Consider the following 18,010-nt stretch of genomic DNA (forward strand, 5'->3'; position numbering starts at 1 on the left):
AACGCCAGATAGTTCTCGTTAATCTGTAGTTTCGGGGTTGGCGGTGTCGTCAACCCCAAATGGTTTAGGGGTATAGCTCAACTGGCAGAGCGTCGGTCTCCAAAACCGAAGGTTGGGGGTTCGATTCCCTCTGCCCCTGCCAACTCTCGCGTCAACTGTGGCGCTTCGTTAAGGTGTTATGGCGAATCCTTCCGTCGAAACTGTAAATACATCCGGCGACAAGCTGATGCTCGTCGCGGGCGTATTGCTGGTCTTGGCCGGGTTCGTGGGGTTCTTCTGGCTCAATGGTCAGGAATGGTACGTCCGCGGAGCCGCTTTGGCTGTTGGTGCAATCGCGGGTGTTGCAGTCGGTCTTCTCTCCGCGCCTGGCAAGGGTTTCATCGCTTTCGCCAAAGACTCGTACAAGGAAGTCCGCAAGGTCGTCTGGCCGACTCGCAAAGAGGCAACTCAGACGACGTTGGTAGTTTTTGGCTTCGTGTTCGTGATGGCCATCTTTCTGTGGGTTAGTGATAAATCCATCGAATGGGCGATTTTCTCGGTGATTCTGGGTTGGAAATGATATGAGCGATACTCCGGCATCTCCGAGCGGCAAACGTTGGTACGTCGTGCACGCCTACTCCGGTATGGAGAAGAGCGTGCAGCGTGCGCTTCAGGAGCGCATTGAGCGCGCCGGCATGCAAGACCAGTTTGGTCAAATCCTCGTCCCGACCGAAGAGGTGGTCGAGGTAAAGGGCGGTCACAAATCTGTGACTGAGCGTCGTTTCTTCCCCGGTTACGTACTGGTTGAGATGGAAATGACGGATGAGACGTGGCACCTTGTGAAGAACACGGCGAAGGTCACGGGCTTCGTAGGCGGTGCGCGTAATCGGCCGAGTCCGATTTCTCCGCGTGAAGTCGAGAAGATCATGTCGCAGATGCAGGAGGGTGTGGAGAAACCGCGTCCGAAGACCCTGTTTGAAGTAGGCGAGATGGTTCGGGTGAAGGACGGTCCTTTCACCGATTTCAACGGCAGCGTCGAAGAAGTGAATTACGAAAAGTCGCGCGTCCGTGTTTCCGTTACAATCTTCGGCCGCGCTACGCCGGTCGAGCTGGAATTCGGCCAAGTCGAGAAGTTGTAATCCAGATTCTACGCAGCGCGCCGGTCGGCGCGTTTCGTATTTCGCGCTTACGGTCCGCGTAATGGCTGTTGAGGAGCGCAAGTAGCCGGGTTCCCGGCGAACGCGCGCTACTACTCACTGAACGTTCGCTTGCAAGGTGACGTTCCAAAGAGGTTTTCAACATGGCAAAGAAAATCATCGGCTTTATCAAGCTGCAGATTCCTGCAGGTAAAGCCAACCCGTCGCCGCCGGTCGGTCCGGCACTGGGCCAGCGCGGCCTGAACATCATGGAGTTCTGCAAGGCGTTTAACGCGCAGACTCAAGCGCTGGAACCGGGTCTGCCGATTCCGGTCGTGATCACCGCGTTTGCTGATAAGAGCTTCACGTTTGTCCTGAAGACGCCGCCGGCAACGGTTCTGATCAAGAAGGCAGCGAAGATCGACAAGGGTTCGAGCAAGCCGCACACCGACAAGGTCGGCAAGATCACCCGCGCTCAAGCTGAAGACATCGCCAAGACCAAGATGCCCGATCTGACCGCGGCTGATCTGGACGCAGCGGTTCGTACGATCGCTGGTAGCGCCCGCTCGATGGGCATCACCGTGGAGGGCGTGTAAATGGCTAAGCTTTCTAAGCGTCTGCAGGCTTTTGCAGCAAAGGTTGACCGTCAGAAGCTGTACCCGATCGACGACGCGCTGTCGCTGGTTAAGGAGTGCGCAAGCGCGAAGTTCGACGAGTCGATCGACGTGGCAGTGCAACTCGGCATCGATGCGAAGAAGTCGGATCAAGTGGTCCGCGGTTCGGTCGTTCTGCCGGCAGGTACGGGCAAGTCGGTTCGCGTCGCCGTGTTCGCACAGGGCGAAAAGGCTGAACAGGCTCGCGCAGCCGGCGCTGAAGTCGTCGGCATGGAAGACCTGGCTGAGCAGGTGAAAGCTGGCAACCTGGACTTCGACATCGTGATCGCTTCGCCGGACACGATGCGCGTGGTCGGTACGCTCGGTCAGATCCTCGGCCCGCGCGGCCTGATGCCGAACCCGAAGGTCGGCACGGTCACGCCGGACGTCGCAACGGCCGTGAAGAATGCCAAGGCTGGCCAGGTTCAATTCCGTGTCGACAAGGCCGGTATTATCCACGCCACCATCGGTCGTGCTTCGTTCGAACCGACGGCTCTGCGTAGCAATCTGAGCGCTCTCATCGACGCGCTGCAGAAGGCTAAGCCGGCGACGAGCAAGGGTGTTTACCTGCGTAAGGTCGCACTGTCGAGCACGATGGGCGTCGGCGTTCGCGTCGATCAGACGTCGCTCGCTGCACAATAAGTAATTCATCGCCTCGACGAAAGTCGGGGCGTTTATGGGCTTTGGGCGGTTGCGAGATGTCAGTAGTTGGCATCGCGCAACCGGTTGTCAAAGACCGTTGGCGGGCACGCAGCAGGTAGGCGGACTCTTAATGTAAGGCCAACGCAGATGGCGAACCCGAAAAGGTTTTGTAGTGATGAAGCCGTTAGACGCTTGCAGCAGTGCGGGTGTCGGGCGGTCGAAATACTCCTGACTGGTCGGACGCCGTTATTGAACGCGGTACACAAGGCGCACGCCGCGTGTATCGAATCTGGAGGTTAACCGTGCCACTCAACAAAGAAAGCAAGCAGGCCGTCGTCGCTGAGGTTGCCGCGCAAGTCGCGAAAGCCCAGACCGTGGTTCTGGCTGAGTATCGTGGGATCACGGTTGGCGATCTGACCAAGCTGCGCGCGAAAGCGCGTGAGCAACAGGTGTATCTTCGCGTGTTGAAAAACACGCTGGCGCGTCGCGCTGTCGAAGGTACCCCGTTCGCTCCGCTGGCAGAGCAGATGACTGGCCCCCTGATCTACGGCATCTCTGAAGATGCAATTGCTGCTGCTAAGGTCGTCAATGACTTCAGCAAGAGCAATGATAAGTTGGTCATCAAGGCTGGCGCCTACGAAGGCAACGTGATGGACAAGGCGGGCGTGCAAGCGCTGGCCAACATCCCGAGCCGCGAGGAGCTGCTCTCCAAGCTGTTGTTCGTTATGCAAGCACCTGTTTCTGGCTTCGCGCGCGCTTTGGCCGCGCTGGCAGAAAAGAAACAAGGCGAAGAATCCGCTGCGTAATGCACTTCAGCCGAGCGTAATTGATCGCTAGCTGTATCCGAATTCAATTTAGGAGTATTTCAAATGGCAATCGCAAAAGAAGACATCCTCGAAGCCGTAGGCTCGATGTCGGTTCTGGAACTGAACGAGCTGGTTAAGGCGTTCGAAGAAAAGTTTGGCGTGTCGGCAGCTGCTGTTGCAGTGGCAGGCCCCGCAGGTGCAGGCGGCGGCGCTGCTGCAGCTGAAGAGCAAACCGAATTCACGGTGAACCTGGTTGAAGTTGGCGCGAACAAGGTTTCCGTGATTAAGGCAGTTCGTGAACTGACGGGTCTCGGCCTGAAGGAAGCGAAGGATCTGGTCGACGGTGCACCGAAGCCTGTGAAGGAATCGGTACCGAAGGCTGCTGCTGAAGAAGCGAAGAAGAAGCTGGAAGAAGCCGGCGCGAAGGCTGAAATCAAGTAAGTTTCAGCGCGCTGTGCGAAGGCTGGCGGTTTTCCACCGCCGGCCTTTTTGTGCTTTGTGGGGGACGCGTTTTTGCATCGTTGTTTAGCAACAATGCGACTCCCAGAAGCCAAAGAAAACCGCCTATCGGCAACATTGACCGGCGCTTCTCTTTGTCTTCTGAAGCGACTGCAGAAGGCAAGTTTGGTCGGGTAGCGGTTAAGGTTCCATGCGACAGGCATCCGCTGCCGTCAGCCAGCGGTTGGTAGAGGCCAACCACCAAGCTTCTAGGCTCGTTCAAGCCATCGGACGGCCATCGGGTCTCAGTCGGTGAACACTCGGGTTGTCTCATCAAGGTATCCTGCCTCGACAACAATGCCCGCCGTGATTCGGAGATCGTATGCAATATTCCTTCACCGAGAAGAAGCGTATTCGCAAGAGTTTTGCGAAGCGCCCCATCGTTCACCAAGTACCTTTCCTGCTGGCTACCCAGCTTGAATCATTCAGCACGTTTCTGCAAGCAGACACGTCCTCCACGCAACGCAAGCCGGAAGGCCTGCAAGCCGCGTTCACATCCGTTTTCCCGATCGTTTCGCACAACGGGTTCGCACGTCTCGAGTTCGTCAGCTACATGCTGTCGCCGCCGGCATTCAACATCAAGGAATGTCAGCAACGCGGTTTGACGTACTGCTCCGCCCTGCGCGCTAAAGTGCGCCTGGTGCTGCTCGACAAGGAATCGCCGAGCAAGCCGGTCGTCAAGGAAGTGAAGGAACAGGAAGTGTACATGGGCGAAATTCCGCTCATGACGCCGACGGGTTCGTTCGTCATCAACGGCACGGAGCGTGTGATCGTTTCGCAGCTGCACCGTTCGCCTGGCGTGTTCTTCGAACACGACAAGGGCAAGACGCACAGCTCCGGCAAGCTCCTGTTTTCGGCACGTATCATTCCTTACCGCGGTTCGTGGCTCGATTTCGAGTTCGACCCGAAGGATGTGCTGTACTTCCGCGTCGACCGTCGCCGCAAGATGCCGGTCACGATCCTGCTGAAGGCAATCGGCCTCACGCCGGAACAGATCCTCGCAAACTTCTTCGTGTTCGATAACTTCACGCTGATGCCGGAAGGCGCGCAGATGGAGTTCGTGCCGGAGCGTCTGCGTGGCGAAGTCGCGCGTTTCGACATCACGGACCGTGATGGCAACGTGATTGTCCAGAAGGACAAGCGGATCAACGCGAAGCACATTCGCGATCTGGACAACGCGAAGACCAAGTTCATCTCGGTCCCCGAAGACTATCTGCTCGGCCGCGTGCTGGCGAAAAACGTCGTCGACGGCGACACCGGTGAAGTCATCGCCAACGCGAATGACGAAATCACCGAGACTGTCCTCGAGAAGCTGCGCGAGTCGAAGATCAAAGAGATCCAGACGCTCTACACGAACGATCTGGATCAGGGTCCGTACATCTCGTCGACGCTGCGTATCGACGAAACCGCGGACAAGATGGCCGCTCGCATCGCGATCTACCGCATGATGCGCCCGGGCGAACCGCCGACCGAAGAAGCGGTCGAGGCACTGTTCAACCGCCTGTTCTATAGCGAAGACGCATACGACCTGTCCAAGGTGGGCCGTATGAAGTTCAATCGTCGCGTGGGCCGCGACGAGATCATCGGACCGATGACGCTGCAAGACGACGACATCCTCGCCACGATCAAGATTCTGGTCGAACTGCGTAACGGTAAGGGTGAAGTCGACGACATCGACCACTTGGGCAATCGCCGTGTGCGTTGCGTCGGCGAACTGGCAGAAAACCAGTTCCGCGCCGGCCTCGTGCGTGTCGAACGTGCTGTGAAGGAACGCCTCGGCCAGGCCGAAAGCGAAAACCTGATGCCGCACGACCTGATCAACTCGAAGCCGATTTCGTCGGCGATCCGCGAGTTCTTCGGTTCGTCGCAGCTATCGCAGTTCATGGACCAGACGAATCCGCTGTCGGAAATCACCCACAAGCGTCGTGTCTCGGCACTTGGCCCGGGCGGTTTGACGCGTGAGCGCGCAGGCTTTGAAGTCCGCGACGTCCACCCGACGCACTATGGTCGTGTTTGCCCGATCGAAACGCCTGAAGGTCCGAACATCGGCCTGATCAACTCGCTCGCTCTGTACGCGCACCTGAACGAATACGGCTTCCTCGAAACGCCGTATCGCAAGGTCGTGGACGGCAAGGTGACCGACCAGATCGATTACCTGTCGGCGATCGAAGAAGGTCGTTACGTGATCGCTCAGGCGAACGCGGCAGTGGCTGAAGACGGCACGCTGACCGACGAACTCGTGTCGTCGCGTGAAGCAGGCGAAACGCTGATGGTGACGCCGGACCGCATCCAGTATATGGACGTTGCGCCGTCGCAGATCGTGTCGGTGGCGGCATCGCTGATTCCGTTCCTCGAGCACGACGACGCGAACCGCGCGTTGATGGGCTCGAACATGCAGCGTCAGGCTGTGCCGTGTCTGCGTCCGGAAAAGGCGGTGGTCGGTACGGGTATCGAACGCACGGTGGCGGTCGACTCGGGTACAACGGTTCAGGCATTCCGCGGCGGTGTGGTCGATTACGTCGACGCGGGCCGTATGGTGATTCGCGTGAACGACGATGAAGCCGTTGCTGGCGACGTCGGCGTGGACATCTACAACCTGATCAAGTACACGCGTTCGAACCAGAACACGAACATCAACCAGCGCCCGATCGTGAAGGTCGGCGATATCGTGTCGCGTGGCGACGTGCTGGCTGACGGTGCATCGACCGATCTGGGTGAACTGGCTCTTGGCCAGAACATGCTGGTCGCGTTCATGCCGTGGAACGGCTACAACTTCGAAGACTCGATTCTGATCTCGGAGAAGGTGGTTGCCGACGACCGTTACACGTCGATCCACATCGAAGAACTGAACGTCGTGGCTCGCGACACGAAGCTCGGACCGGAAGAAATCACGCGCGACATCTCGAACCTGGCTGAAGTGCAACTCGGCCGTCTCGACGAGTCGGGCATCGTCTACATCGGCGCGGAAGTCGAAGCAGGCGACGTGCTGGTCGGCAAGGTCACGCCGAAGGGCGAAACCCAGCTGACGCCGGAAGAAAAGCTCCTGCGCGCGATCTTCGGTGAAAAGGCTTCGGACGTGAAGGACACGTCGCTGCGCGTGCCGTCGGGTATGAGCGGTACGGTGATCGACGTCCAGGTGTTCACGCGCGAAGGCATTCAGCGCGACAAGCGTGCGCAACAGATCATCGACGATGAACTGAAGCGTTATCGCCTCGACTTGAACGACCAGTTGCGCATCGTGGAAGGCGACGCGTTCCAGCGTCTCGCACGTATGCTCGACGGCAAGGTCGCGAACGGCGGTCCGAAGAAGCTGGCAAAGGGCACGAAGATCGAACAGGCTTACCTGCAAGATCTGGATCATTACCACTGGTTCGACATCCGCCTCGCGGACGAAGAAGCAGCGGCACAGCTCGAAGCCATCAAGGACTCGATCGAACAGAAGCGTCACCAGTTCGATCTGGCGTTCGAAGAGAAGCGCAAGAAGCTCACGCAAGGCGACGAACTGCCGCCGGGCGTGTTGAAGATGGTCAAGGTGTACCTGGCAGTGAAGCGCCGCCTGCAGCCTGGCGACAAGATGGCCGGCCGTCACGGTAACAAGGGTGTCGTGTCGAAGATCGTGCCGATCGAAGACATGCCGTACATGGCCGACGGCCGTCCGGCTGACGTCGTTCTGAACCCGCTCGGCGTGCCGTCGCGGATGAACGTCGGTCAGGTTCTCGAAGTGCATCTGGGTTGGGCCGCGAAGGGTCTCGGCTGGCGTATCGGCGAAATGCTGCAGCGTCAGGCGAAGATCGCTGAACTGCGCGAATTCCTGACCAAGATCTACAACGAGTCGGGCCGCGCCGAAGAGCTGGACAGCTTCACCGACGACGAAATCGTGGAACTGGCGAAGAACCTGCGCGAAGGCGTGCCGTTCGCAACGCCGGTGTTCGACGGTGCGACGGAAGAAGAAATGTCGCGCGCGCTGGATCTGGCATTCCCGGACGACATCGCGAAGAACCTCGGCATGACGCCGTCGAAAAATCAGGTTCGTCTGTACGACGGCCGCACCGGCGAAATGTTCGAACGTACGGTGACGGTCGGCTACATGCACTACCTGAAACTGCACCACTTGGTCGACGACAAGATGCACGCGCGTTCCACGGGCCCGTACTCGCTCGTGACGCAGCAGCCGTTGGGCGGTAAGGCGCAGTTCGGTGGCCAGCGTTTCGGTGAAATGGAAGTGTGGGCGCTCGAAGCGTACGGCGCATCGTACGTGCTGCAGGAAATGCTGACGGTGAAGTCGGACGACGTGACAGGCCGGACCAAGGTGTACGAGAACCTGGTCAAGGGCGATCACGTGATCGATGCAGGCATGCCGGAATCCTTCAACGTGTTGGTGAAGGAAATCCGCTCGCTCGGTATCGACATCGACCTCGACCGCAACTAATCGGACTACTGGAGAGAAGCGATGAAAGCTTTGCTCGATCTATTCAAGCAAGTCCAACAACCTGAAGTTTTTGACGCGATCAAGATCGGTCTGGCCTCGCCGGACAAGATCCGTTCGTGGTCGTTCGGTGAAGTGAAGAAGCCGGAAACCATCAACTACCGGACGTTCAAGCCGGAACGCGATGGTTTGTTCTGCGCGAAAATTTTCGGGCCGATCAAAGACTACGAATGCCTTTGCGGCAAGTACAAGCGCCTGAAGCACCGTGGCGTGATCTGCGAGAAATGCGGCGTCGAAGTGACGCTGGCGAAGGTGCGGCGCGAACGGATGGGCCACATTGAACTGGCCTCGCCGGTTGCGCACATCTGGTTCCTGAAGTCGCTGCCGTCGCGTCTGGGCATGGTGCTCGACATGACGCTGCGCGACATCGAACGCGTGCTGTACTTCGAAGCATATGTGGTGATCGATCCGGGCATGACGCCGCTGAAAGCGCGGCAGATCATGACCGAAGAGGATTATTACAACAAGGTCGAAGAGTACGGTGACGAGTTCCGTGCCGAGATGGGCGCGGAAGGCGTTCGCGAACTGCTGCGCGCGATCAACATCGACGAACAGGTCGAAATGCTCCGTACCGAACTCAAGAACACGGGTTCGGAAGCGAAGATCAAGAAGTACGCGAAGCGCCTGAAGGTGCTCGAGGCTTTCCAGCGTTCGGGCATCAAGCCTGACTGGATGGTGCTCGAAGTGCTGCCGGTGCTGCCGCCGGAACTGCGTCCGCTGGTGCCGCTGGATGGTGGCCGCTTCGCGACGTCGGACCTGAACGACCTGTATCGCCGTGTGATCAACCGTAACAACCGGTTGAAGCGTCTGCTCGAACTGAAGGCGCCTGAAATCATCGTCCGCAACGAAAAGCGGATGCTGCAGGAAGCCGTCGATTCGCTGCTCGACAACGGTCGTCGCGGTAAGGCAATGACCGGCGCGAACAAGCGTCCGCTGAAGTCGCTCGCTGACATGATCAAGGGTAAGGGCGGTCGTTTCCGTCAGAACTTGCTCGGTAAGCGCGTTGACTATTCGGGCCGTTCGGTGATCGTGGTCGGCCCGACGCTGAAGCTGCACCAGTGCGGTCTGCCGAAGCTGATGGCGCTCGAACTGTTCAAGCCGTTCATCTTCAACAAGCTCGAAGTGATGGGTGTTGCTACCACCATCAAGGCTGCGAAGAAGGAAGTCGAGAACCAGACGCCGGTGGTGTGGGACATTCTCGAAGAAGTCATTCGCGAACATCCGGTCATGCTGAACCGTGCGCCTACGCTGCACCGTCTTGGCATTCAGGCTTTCGAGCCGGTGCTGATCGAAGGCAAGGCAATCCAGCTGCACCCGCTCGTTTGCGCGGCGTTCAACGCCGACTTCGACGGTGACCAGATGGCTGTTCACGTGCCGCTGTCGCTCGAAGCGCAGATGGAAGCGCGCACGCTGATGCTGGCGTCGAACAACGTCCTGTTCCCGGCTAACGGCGATCCGTCGATCGTGCCGTCGCAGGATATCGTGCTCGGTCTGTACTACGCGACCCGTGAAGCTGTGAACGCAAAGGGCGAAGGCCTGACGTTCACCGGCGTTTCGGAAGCACTGCGTGCATACGAGAACAAGGAAGTCGAGCTCGCCTCGCGCGTCAACGTGCGGATCACCGAAATGGTCCACAACGAAGACAAGTCGGAAGGTGCGCCGGCGTTCGTGCCGAAGATCTCGCTGTACGCGACGACCGTCGGCCGTGCAATTCTGTCGGAAATTCTGCCGCCGGGCCTGCCGTTCTCGGTGCTGAACAAGCCGCTGAAGAAGAAGGAAATCTCGCGTCTGATCAACACCGCGTTCCGCAAGTGCGGTCTGCGTGAAACGGTGATTTTCGCCGACCAGTTGATGCAGTCGGGTTTCCGTCTGGCCACGCGCGCTGGTATCTCGATCTGCGTCGACGACATGCTCGTGCCGCCGCAGAAGGAAACCATCGTTGGCGACGCCGCGAAGAAGGTGAAGGAATACGACCGTCAGTACATGTCGGGTCTCGTCACGTCGCAAGAGCGCTACAACAACGTGGTCGACATCTGGTCGGCAACGTCGGAAGCGGTCGGCAAGGCGATGATGGAACAACTGTCGACGGAACCGGTGGTGGATCGCGACGGCAACGAAACGCGTCAGGAATCGTTCAACTCGATTTACATGATGGCGGACTCGGGCGCTCGTGGTTCCGCAGTTCAGATTCGTCAGCTGGCCGGTATGCGCGGCCTGATGGCGAAGCCGGACGGCTCGATCATCGAGACGCCGATTACGGCGAACTTCCGTGAAGGTCTGAACGTGTTGCAGTACTTCATCTCGACCCACGGCGCACGTAAGGGTCTGGCTGATACGGCACTGAAGACGGCAAACTCCGGTTACCTGACGCGACGTCTCGTCGACGTGACGCAGGATCTGGTGGTGGTCGAGGACGATTGCGGTACGTCCAACGGCGTTGCGATGAAGGCGTTGGTCGAAGGCGGTGAAGTCGTCGAAGCACTGCGTGATCGTATCCTTGGTCGCGTGGCGGTGGCTGACGTCGTCAATCCGGAATCGCAGGAAACGCTGTACGAAGCGGGCAGCCTGCTCGACGAAGATGCGGTCGAAGAAATCGAGCGCCTCGGCATCGACGAAGTGCGCGTGCGTACGCCGCTGACGTGCGAAACACGTTACGGTCTGTGCGCAGCTTGCTACGGCCGCGACCTGGGCCGCGGCTCGCTCGTGAATGTCGGTGAGGCAGTCGGTGTGATCGCCGCTCAGTCGATCGGTGAGCCGGGCACGCAGCTGACCATGCGTACGTTCCACATCGGTGGTGCGGCGTCGCGTGCGGCAGTGGCTTCGTCGGTTGAAGCCAAGTCGAACGGTACGGTGCGCTTCACGTCGACGATGCGTTACGTCACTAACGCGAAGGGCGAACAGATCGTCATTTCGCGTTCGGGCGAAGCGATGATCACCGACGACCACGGTCGCGAGCGCGAACGTCACAAGGTACCGTACGGCGCGACGCTGTTGCAGCTGGACGGCGCGCAGATCAAGGCCGGCACGCAACTGGCGACGTGGGACCCGATGACGCGTCCGATCATCACCGAGTACGGTGGTACGGTGAAGTTCGAGAACGTCGAAGAAGGCGTGACCGTTGCGAAGCAGATCGACGACGTGACGGGTCTTTCGACTCTCGTCGTGATCGACGTGAAGCGTCGCGGTTCGCAAGCTTCGAAGACGGTGCGTCCGCAGGTCAAGCTGCTCGACGCGAACGGCGAGGAAGTGAAGATCCCCAACACCGAGCACTCGGTGCAGATCGGCTTCCAGGTCGGCGCTCTGATCACCGTGAAGGACGGTCAGCAAGTGCAGGTCGGTGAAGTGCTCGCACGTATCCCGACTGAATCGCAAAAGACGCGTGACATTACCGGCGGTCTGCCGCGTGTGGCGGAACTGTTCGAAGCACGTTCGCCGAAGGACGCAGGTATCCTGGCGGAAGTCACGGGTACGACGTCGTTCGGTAAGGACACGAAGGGCAAGCAGCGTCTCGTTATCACGGACCTCGAGGGCAACCAGCACGAGTTCCTGATCGCGAAGGAAAAGCAGGTTCTGGTTCACGATGGTCAGGTCGTCAACAAGGGCGAAATGATCGTGGACGGACCGGCGGATCCGCACGACATCCTGCGTTTGCAGGGCGTCGAAGCGCTGTCGCGCTACATCGTGGACGAAGTGCAGGACGTGTACCGTCTGCAAGGCGTGAAGATCAACGACAAGCACATTGAAGTGATTGTTCGTCAGATGCTGCGCCGCGTGCAGATTACGGACAACGGCGATACGCGTTTCATCCCGGGCGAACAGGTCGAGCGGTCGGACATGCTCGACGAGAACGACCGTATGATCGCGGAAGACAAGCGTCCGGCAACGTACGAGAACGTGTTGCTCGGTATCACGAAGGCGTCGCTGTCGACCGACTCGTTCATCTCTGCGGCATCGTTCCAGGAAACGACCCGCGTGCTGACCGAAGCGGCGATTATGGGCAAGCGCGACGATCTGCGTGGCCTGAAGGAAAACGTGATCGTCGGCCGTCTGATTCCGGCCGGTACGGGTCTCGCGTTCCACAAGGCACGCAAGAGCAAGGAACTGTCCGACCGCGAGCGTTTCGATCAGATCGCAGCGGAAGAGTCGTTCGAATTCGGTACGCCGGAAACCCCGGCCGCCGAACAGCAGCACTCAGGCGAATAAGTCCCGCGGCGTAAGCCGCTTGGGGCTCTAGCCAGCGAAGCCGCTCAGTTTCGACTGAGCGGCTTTTTTTTGCGCCGCATTTTTACGCGTTCTTGTCCATTCGCAGGCCAGATGGCTAACGTTGTTGCAAAGCGCGGGCGCAGCGCGAATGCGTTGGTAAAATTCGTGTCACTCGCTTTACGCTGCTTCTCTCAAATTCATGTCCCGTCCGCTCGAAATCCTCAACGAAGTTTTTGGCTACCCCGCGTTCAGAGGACAGCAAGGCGAAATTGTCGAACACGTCGCTGGCGGCGGCGATTGTCTGGTACTGATGCCAACGGGCGGCGGGAAATCGCTGTGTTATCAGATCCCGTCGCTGGTGCGCCGCGAAGGCGGCTTCGGCACGGGTATCGTGGTCTCGCCGTTGATCGCGCTGATGCAGGATCAGGTCGCCGCGCTAACGGAAGTCGGCGTGCGCGCCGCTTACCTGAACTCGACGCTTTCGAGCGCCGAAGCAATGGCCACCGAGCGTGCGCTGCGTGACGGCGACATCGATCTGCTCTACGTGGCGCCCGAACGTTTGATGACGCCGCGATTCCAGGAGTTGCTGGAGCGCACCCGCATCGGACTTTTCGCGATCGACGAAGCGCATTGCGTCTCGCAATGGGGGCACGATTTCCGGCCCGAATATATCCAACTGTCGGTGCTGCACGAGCGCTTCCCGAATGTGCCGCGCATTGCGCTGACCGCGACCGCGGACGCCATCACGCGAGACGAAATCATTCACCGTCTCGCACTCGACGACGCGCGCATTTTCGTTTCGAGTTTCGACCGGCCCAATATCCGTTATCGCATCGTCGAAAAGGACAACGCGCGCACGCAGTTGCTCGACTTTATTCGCGCCGAACACACGCGGGCGGACGGTACGACTGACGCTGGGGTAGTCTATTGCCTGTCGCGGCGCAAAGTCGAAGAGACGGCCGAATGGCTCAAAGAAAAGGGTATGCGCGCGTTGCCATACCACGCGGGCATGGAATTCGAGACGCGCCAGAAGCACCAAGAGATGTTTCAGCGCGAGGAAGGCATTGTGATGTGCGCGACGATCGCGTTCGGCATGGGCATCGACAAGCCGGACGTGCGTTTCGTCGCTCACCTCGATTTGCCGAAGAGTGTCGAAGGGTATTACCAGGAAACCGGTCGCGCCGGCCGCGATGGCATGCCGGCCAATGCATGGATGGCCTACGGTCTGGGCGACGTCGTCCAGCAGCGCAAGATGATCGACGAGTCTGACGCAGACGACGCACACAAGCGCGTCCAGACCGGCAAGCTGGATGCGCTTCTTGGTCTGTGCGAAGCGGCGACGTGCCGGCGCGTGCGCCTTCTCGCGTATTTCGGCGAATCGAGCAAACCTTGCGGTAATTGCGACAACTGCCTTGAGCCACCCGACACGTGCGACGCGACGCGCGAGTCGCAGATGGCACTGTCGTGCGTGTTTCGCGCGCAGCGGGCGAGCGGTTTCCACTTCGGCGCGGGCCATCTCATCGACATCCTGCGCGGCAATCGCAGCGAGAAGATCCTGCAGCGCGGGCACGAAAAACTAACCACATTCGGCATTGGCGCGGCCCTCGGCGAACCGGAGTGGCGCGCGGTGTTTCGCCAGCTCGTGGCGTTCGGTTATCTCACGGTCGATCACGAAGGATTCGGCTCGCTCGTTCTCACCGAGGCTAGCAAGCCCGTTTTAAAGGGCGAGCAAAACGTCACGATGCGCCGTTATGTGAAGCCCACGCGTACCCGCCAGTCGTCTGGTCGAACCAGCGAACGAGCGGACCCGACGATCGGCATGGGACCGCGGGAGCGCGCCCGCTGGGATCGGCTACGCGCATGGCGCACGGAAACCGCGAAGAGCGACGGCGTACCCGCCTACGTGATCTTCCACGACGCGACGCTTGCGGAGATCGCTCGAAACGGTCCCGATTCCATTGAGGATCTGCGCGGCATTCCGGGCATGGGCGCGCGCAAGCTCGATCGTTTCGGGGACGAACTGCTCGAAGTCGTTGCCGCTGATTAAGTCGAGTGCCGTCGCCGGCCAACGTGCGCAGGTCTGCGAAACATTGCAACCTATTGACTCGCTTAGCCTTTTCGGAATATTATGCTAGGTTCCGGTCTTTGGGATGCTCGCGCGCGGACTCCATCCACGTGCCTGCAGTCGAAGCCGGAAGTTCGATGCGCAATCGTTTCTGCTTTGCCCGGAAACAGATGCGTCGATTTTGTTCAATTTCAGGAATAGACAATGCCAACCATCAATCAACTGGTTCGCAAAGGCCGCGCGTCGGAAACGACGAAAAGCAAGAGCCCGGCCTTGCAGGACTGCCCCCAGCGTCGCGGCGTGTGCACCCGTGTGTACACCACGACGCCGAAGAAGCCGAACTCGGCACTGCGTAAAGTTGCGAAGGTGCGCCTCACTAACGGTTTCGAGGTTATTTCGTACATCGGTGGTGAAGGCCACAACCTGCAGGAACACTCGGTCGTGCTGATTCGCGGCGGCCGTGTGAAGGACTTGCCGGGTGTGCGTTACCACATGGTTCGCGGCTCGCTGGATACCCAGGGCGTCAAGGATCGTAAGCAGGCTCGCTCGAAGTACGGTGCGAAGCGTGCCAAGGCCGGCAAGTAATCATCAGCCGGTCCGTAGTTCAGGTCGCCTGCAAAGGCGGTAATAGCGGTGGTGCCGGAATCGCCGGTGCTGTCGAGTAAGTGGTCACCCGACCAGGCTGGTAAGTCGTTAGAGATGAATCGGGTTAGTTGGTGGCCGCGGGGCTAAAACAGCTCCAACTGAAAAGTGAAAGGAAGAAACATGCCGCGTCGTCGCGAAGTCCCCAAGCGGGAAGTGTTGCCGGATCCGAAGTTCGGTAACGTTGATGTAGCTAAGTTCATGAACGTGCTGATGCTCTCCGGCAAGAAGTCGGTTGCCGAGCGCATTGTGTACGGCGCTTTCGAACAGATCCAGACCAAGGGTGGCAAGGACCCGCTGGAAGTGTTCACGGTAGCGCTCAACAACGTCAAGCCGGTGGTCGAAGTCAAGAGCCGCCGCGTTGGTGGTGCGAACTATCAGGTTCCGGTCGAAGTGCGCCCGTCGCGTCGTATGGCATTGGCGATGCGTTGGCTGCGTGAAGCCGCGAAGAAGCGCAGCGAGAAGTCGATGGCCCTGCGTCTGGCAGGTGAGCTTTCCGAAGCGGCCGAAGGCCGTGGCGGCGCAATGAAGAAGCGCGACGAAGTTCACCGGATGGCAGAAGCCAACAAGGCGTTCTCGCATTTCCGTTTCTAAGCTTCCCGAATCCGGGTTTAGCAGACAAAAACGGAAAGAAATTCCGGGCGGGTGCGCTTACAAAGCGCCTCGCCCGTTTGTGTTACAGCGCGATGGGTATTTTCTCGCATCGCGTCATCCCCATAGAGGATCAAAGTGGCTCGCAAGACACCTATCGAGCGCTACCGTAACATCGGTATTAGCGCTCACATCGACGCCGGCAAGACGACGACGACCGAGCGCATCCTGTTCTATACCGGCGTGAACCACAAGATTGGTGAAGTTCACGACGGCGCTGCCACCATGGACTGGATGGAGCAGGAGCAGGAACGCGGCATCACGATTACGTCGGCTGCTACGACGGCGTTCTGGAAAGGCATGGCCGGCGACCGCGCTGAGCACCGCATCAACATCATCGACACCCCGGGCCACGTCGACTTCACGATCGAAGTTGAGCGCTCCATGCGCGTGCTCGACGGCGCGTGCATGGTGTACTGCGCTGTGGGCGGCGTGCAGCCCCAGTCGGAAACCGTCTGGCGTCAGGCTAACAAGTACAAGGTTCCGCGTCTCGCGTTCATCAACAAGATGGACCGTACCGGCGCGAACTTCTTCAAGGTTTACGACCAGCTGAAGCTGCGTCTGAAGGCAAACCCGGTTCCGGTCGTGGTGCCTATCGGCGCGGAAGAAAACTTCACGGGTGTCGTCGACCTGATGAAGATGAAAGCGATCATTTGGGACGACGCGTCCCAAGGCACCAAGTTCTCGTACGAAGAAATTCCGGCCGAACTCGCCGACACGTGCAATGAATGGCGTGAAAAGATGGTCGAAGCGGCGGCTGAATCGAGCGAAGATCTGATGAACAAGTACCTCGAGTCGGGCGAACTGACGGAAGAGGAAATCATCAAGGGTCTGCGCGACCGTACGATCGCTTGCGAAATCCAGCCGATGCTGTGCGGCACCGCGTTCAAGAACAAGGGCGTGCAACGCATGCTGGACGCCGTGCTCGATTTCCTGCCGTCGCCGATCGACATCCCGCCGGTCACTGGCGAGCTGGAAAACGGTGAGCAAGGCGAGCGCCGCGCTGCCGACGACGAGAAGTTCTCGGCTCTGGCATTCAAGATCATGACCGACCCGTTCGTCGGCCAGTTAATCTTCTTCCGCGTGTACTCGGGCGTCGTCAATTCGGGCGACACCGTGCTGAACGCGACCAAAGACAAGAAGGAACGTCTGGGTCGTATTCTGCAGATGCACGCGAACCAGCGCGAGGAAATCAAGGAAGTTCGCGCAGGCGACATTGCAGCTGCAGTCGGCCTGAAAGACGCGACGACCGGCGACACGCTGTGCGATCCGCAAAGCCCGATCGTGCTCGAGCGCATGATTTTCCCGGAGCCGGTGATTTCGCAGGCTGTTGAGCCGAAGACGAAGCCCGACCAGGAAAAAATGGGTCTGGCGCTGAACCGTCTGGCACAGGAAGATCCGTCGTTCCGCGTTCAAACGGACGAAGAGTCGGGCCAAACGATTATTTCGGGCATGGGCGAGCTCCACCTGGAAATTCTCGTCGACCGTATGAAGCGCGAATTCGGCGTGGAAGCGACCGTCGGCAAGCCGCAGGTTGCTTACCGTGAAACGATTCGTGGCAAGGCGGAAGACGTTGACGGCAAGTTCGTGAAGCAGTCGGGTGGTCGCGGCCAGTACGGTCACGCGGTCATCACGCTCGAGCCGAATGAGCAAGGCAAGGGTTACGAGTTCCTCGACGAGATCAAGGGCGGTGTGATTCCGCGCGAATACATCCCGGCGGTGGACAAGGGTATCCAGGAAACGCTGAAGGCAGGCGTGCTGGCGGGCTTCCCGGTTGTCGACGTCAAGGTTCACCTGACGTTCGGTTCGTACCACGACGTTGACTCGAACGAAAATGCGTTCCGCATGGCCGGCTCGATGGCGTTCAAGGAAGCAATGCGCAAGGCTCAACCGGTCATCCTCGAACCGATGATGGCCGTGGAAGTCGAAACGCCGGAAGACTACATGGGCAACGTGATGGGCGACCTGTCGGGCCGTCGCGGTATCGTTCAGGGTATGGACGATATGGTCGGCGGCGGCAAGATTGTTCGCGCCGAAGTGCCGCTGTCCGAAATGTTCGGCTACTCGACGTCGCTGCGTTCGCTGACCCAAGGTCGCGCAACGTATACGATGGAGTTCAAGCACTACTCCGAAGCACCGCGTAACGTGTCAGAAGCGATCATCAACGCGAAGTCGAAGTAATTGCGCGGCAAGTCATTCAACGATTAACTTTTTGAAAGAAGAGAAACATGGCTAAAGGTAAATTCGAA

12 protein-coding genes and 1 tRNA gene are annotated in these 18,010 nt (G+C 59.1%); all 13 read left to right on the forward strand.

What is annotated here, in order from left to right; translation table 11 throughout:
• Positions 1 to 66: 66 nt before the first annotated feature.
• A tRNA-Trp gene (locus BCA01S_RS33600) sits at positions 67 to 142 on the forward strand.
• Between the two features lie 36 nt (positions 143 to 178).
• Positions 179 to 559 (forward strand): preprotein translocase subunit SecE, encoded by a 381-nt coding sequence (gene secE / locus BCA01S_RS33605; protein ID WP_015003929.1) that lies wholly within the window; start codon positions 179 to 181, stop codon positions 557 to 559.
• Between the two features lies 1 nt (position 560).
• Positions 561 to 1,118 (forward strand): transcription termination/antitermination protein NusG, encoded by a 558-nt coding sequence (gene nusG, locus BCA01S_RS33610; RefSeq protein WP_007180147.1) that lies wholly within the window; start codon positions 561 to 563, stop codon positions 1,116 to 1,118.
• A 161-nt stretch (positions 1,119 to 1,279) separates the two neighbouring features.
• Positions 1,280 to 1,711, forward strand: coding sequence for a 50S ribosomal protein L11 (rplK, locus tag BCA01S_RS33615; protein WP_007180146.1), 432 nt, complete (start codon positions 1,280 to 1,282; stop codon positions 1,709 to 1,711).
• Positions 1,712 to 2,410, forward strand: coding sequence for a 50S ribosomal protein L1 (gene rplA / locus BCA01S_RS33620; protein WP_020071562.1), 699 nt, complete (start codon positions 1,712 to 1,714; stop codon positions 2,408 to 2,410). It begins immediately after the preceding gene.
• Between the two features lie 302 nt (positions 2,411 to 2,712).
• Positions 2,713 to 3,216, forward strand: a complete 504-nt coding sequence (rplJ, locus tag BCA01S_RS33625) for a 50S ribosomal protein L10 (protein ID WP_013340748.1) — start codon at positions 2,713 to 2,715, stop codon at positions 3,214 to 3,216.
• 63 nt (positions 3,217 to 3,279) lie between these two features.
• The gene (gene rplL / locus BCA01S_RS33630; RefSeq protein ID WP_020071563.1) at positions 3,280 to 3,657 is read left to right on the forward strand and encodes a 50S ribosomal protein L7/L12; all 378 of its coding nucleotides are present in this window, start codon (positions 3,280 to 3,282) and stop codon (positions 3,655 to 3,657) included.
• Between the two features lie 379 nt (positions 3,658 to 4,036).
• Positions 4,037 to 8,143 (forward strand): DNA-directed RNA polymerase subunit beta, encoded by a 4,107-nt coding sequence (gene rpoB / locus BCA01S_RS33635; RefSeq protein ID WP_027780606.1) that lies wholly within the window; start codon positions 4,037 to 4,039, stop codon positions 8,141 to 8,143.
• Between the two features lie 21 nt (positions 8,144 to 8,164).
• Positions 8,165 to 12,403: a DNA-directed RNA polymerase subunit beta' gene (gene rpoC / locus BCA01S_RS33640; RefSeq protein ID WP_020071565.1), complete on the forward strand. Its 4,239-nt coding sequence runs from the start codon at positions 8,165 to 8,167 to the stop codon at positions 12,401 to 12,403.
• 199 nt (positions 12,404 to 12,602) lie between these two features.
• Entirely contained in the window at positions 12,603 to 14,450 is a 1,848-nt protein-coding gene (gene recQ / locus BCA01S_RS33645) for a DNA helicase RecQ (RefSeq protein WP_027780607.1), read from the forward strand.
• 222 nt (positions 14,451 to 14,672) lie between these two features.
• Complete coding sequence (rpsL, locus tag BCA01S_RS33650) at positions 14,673 to 15,053, forward strand: 30S ribosomal protein S12 (RefSeq protein WP_006998493.1); 381 nt, start codon at positions 14,673 to 14,675, stop codon at positions 15,051 to 15,053.
• A gap of 180 nt (positions 15,054 to 15,233) precedes the next feature.
• A complete protein-coding gene (gene rpsG / locus BCA01S_RS33655; protein ID WP_006053291.1) occupies positions 15,234 to 15,704 on the forward strand; it encodes a 30S ribosomal protein S7 in 471 nt (156 codons plus the stop codon).
• A gap of 135 nt (positions 15,705 to 15,839) precedes the next feature.
• Complete coding sequence (gene fusA, locus BCA01S_RS33660; protein ID WP_020071567.1) at positions 15,840 to 17,942, forward strand: elongation factor G; 2,103 nt, start codon at positions 15,840 to 15,842, stop codon at positions 17,940 to 17,942.
• Positions 17,943 to 18,010: the final 68 nt, after the last annotated feature.

The sequence above is a fragment of the Paraburkholderia caledonica NBRC 102488 genome (assembly GCF_000685095.1).
In the GTDB taxonomy this organism is placed as follows: domain Bacteria; phylum Pseudomonadota; class Gammaproteobacteria; order Burkholderiales; family Burkholderiaceae; genus Paraburkholderia; species Paraburkholderia caledonica.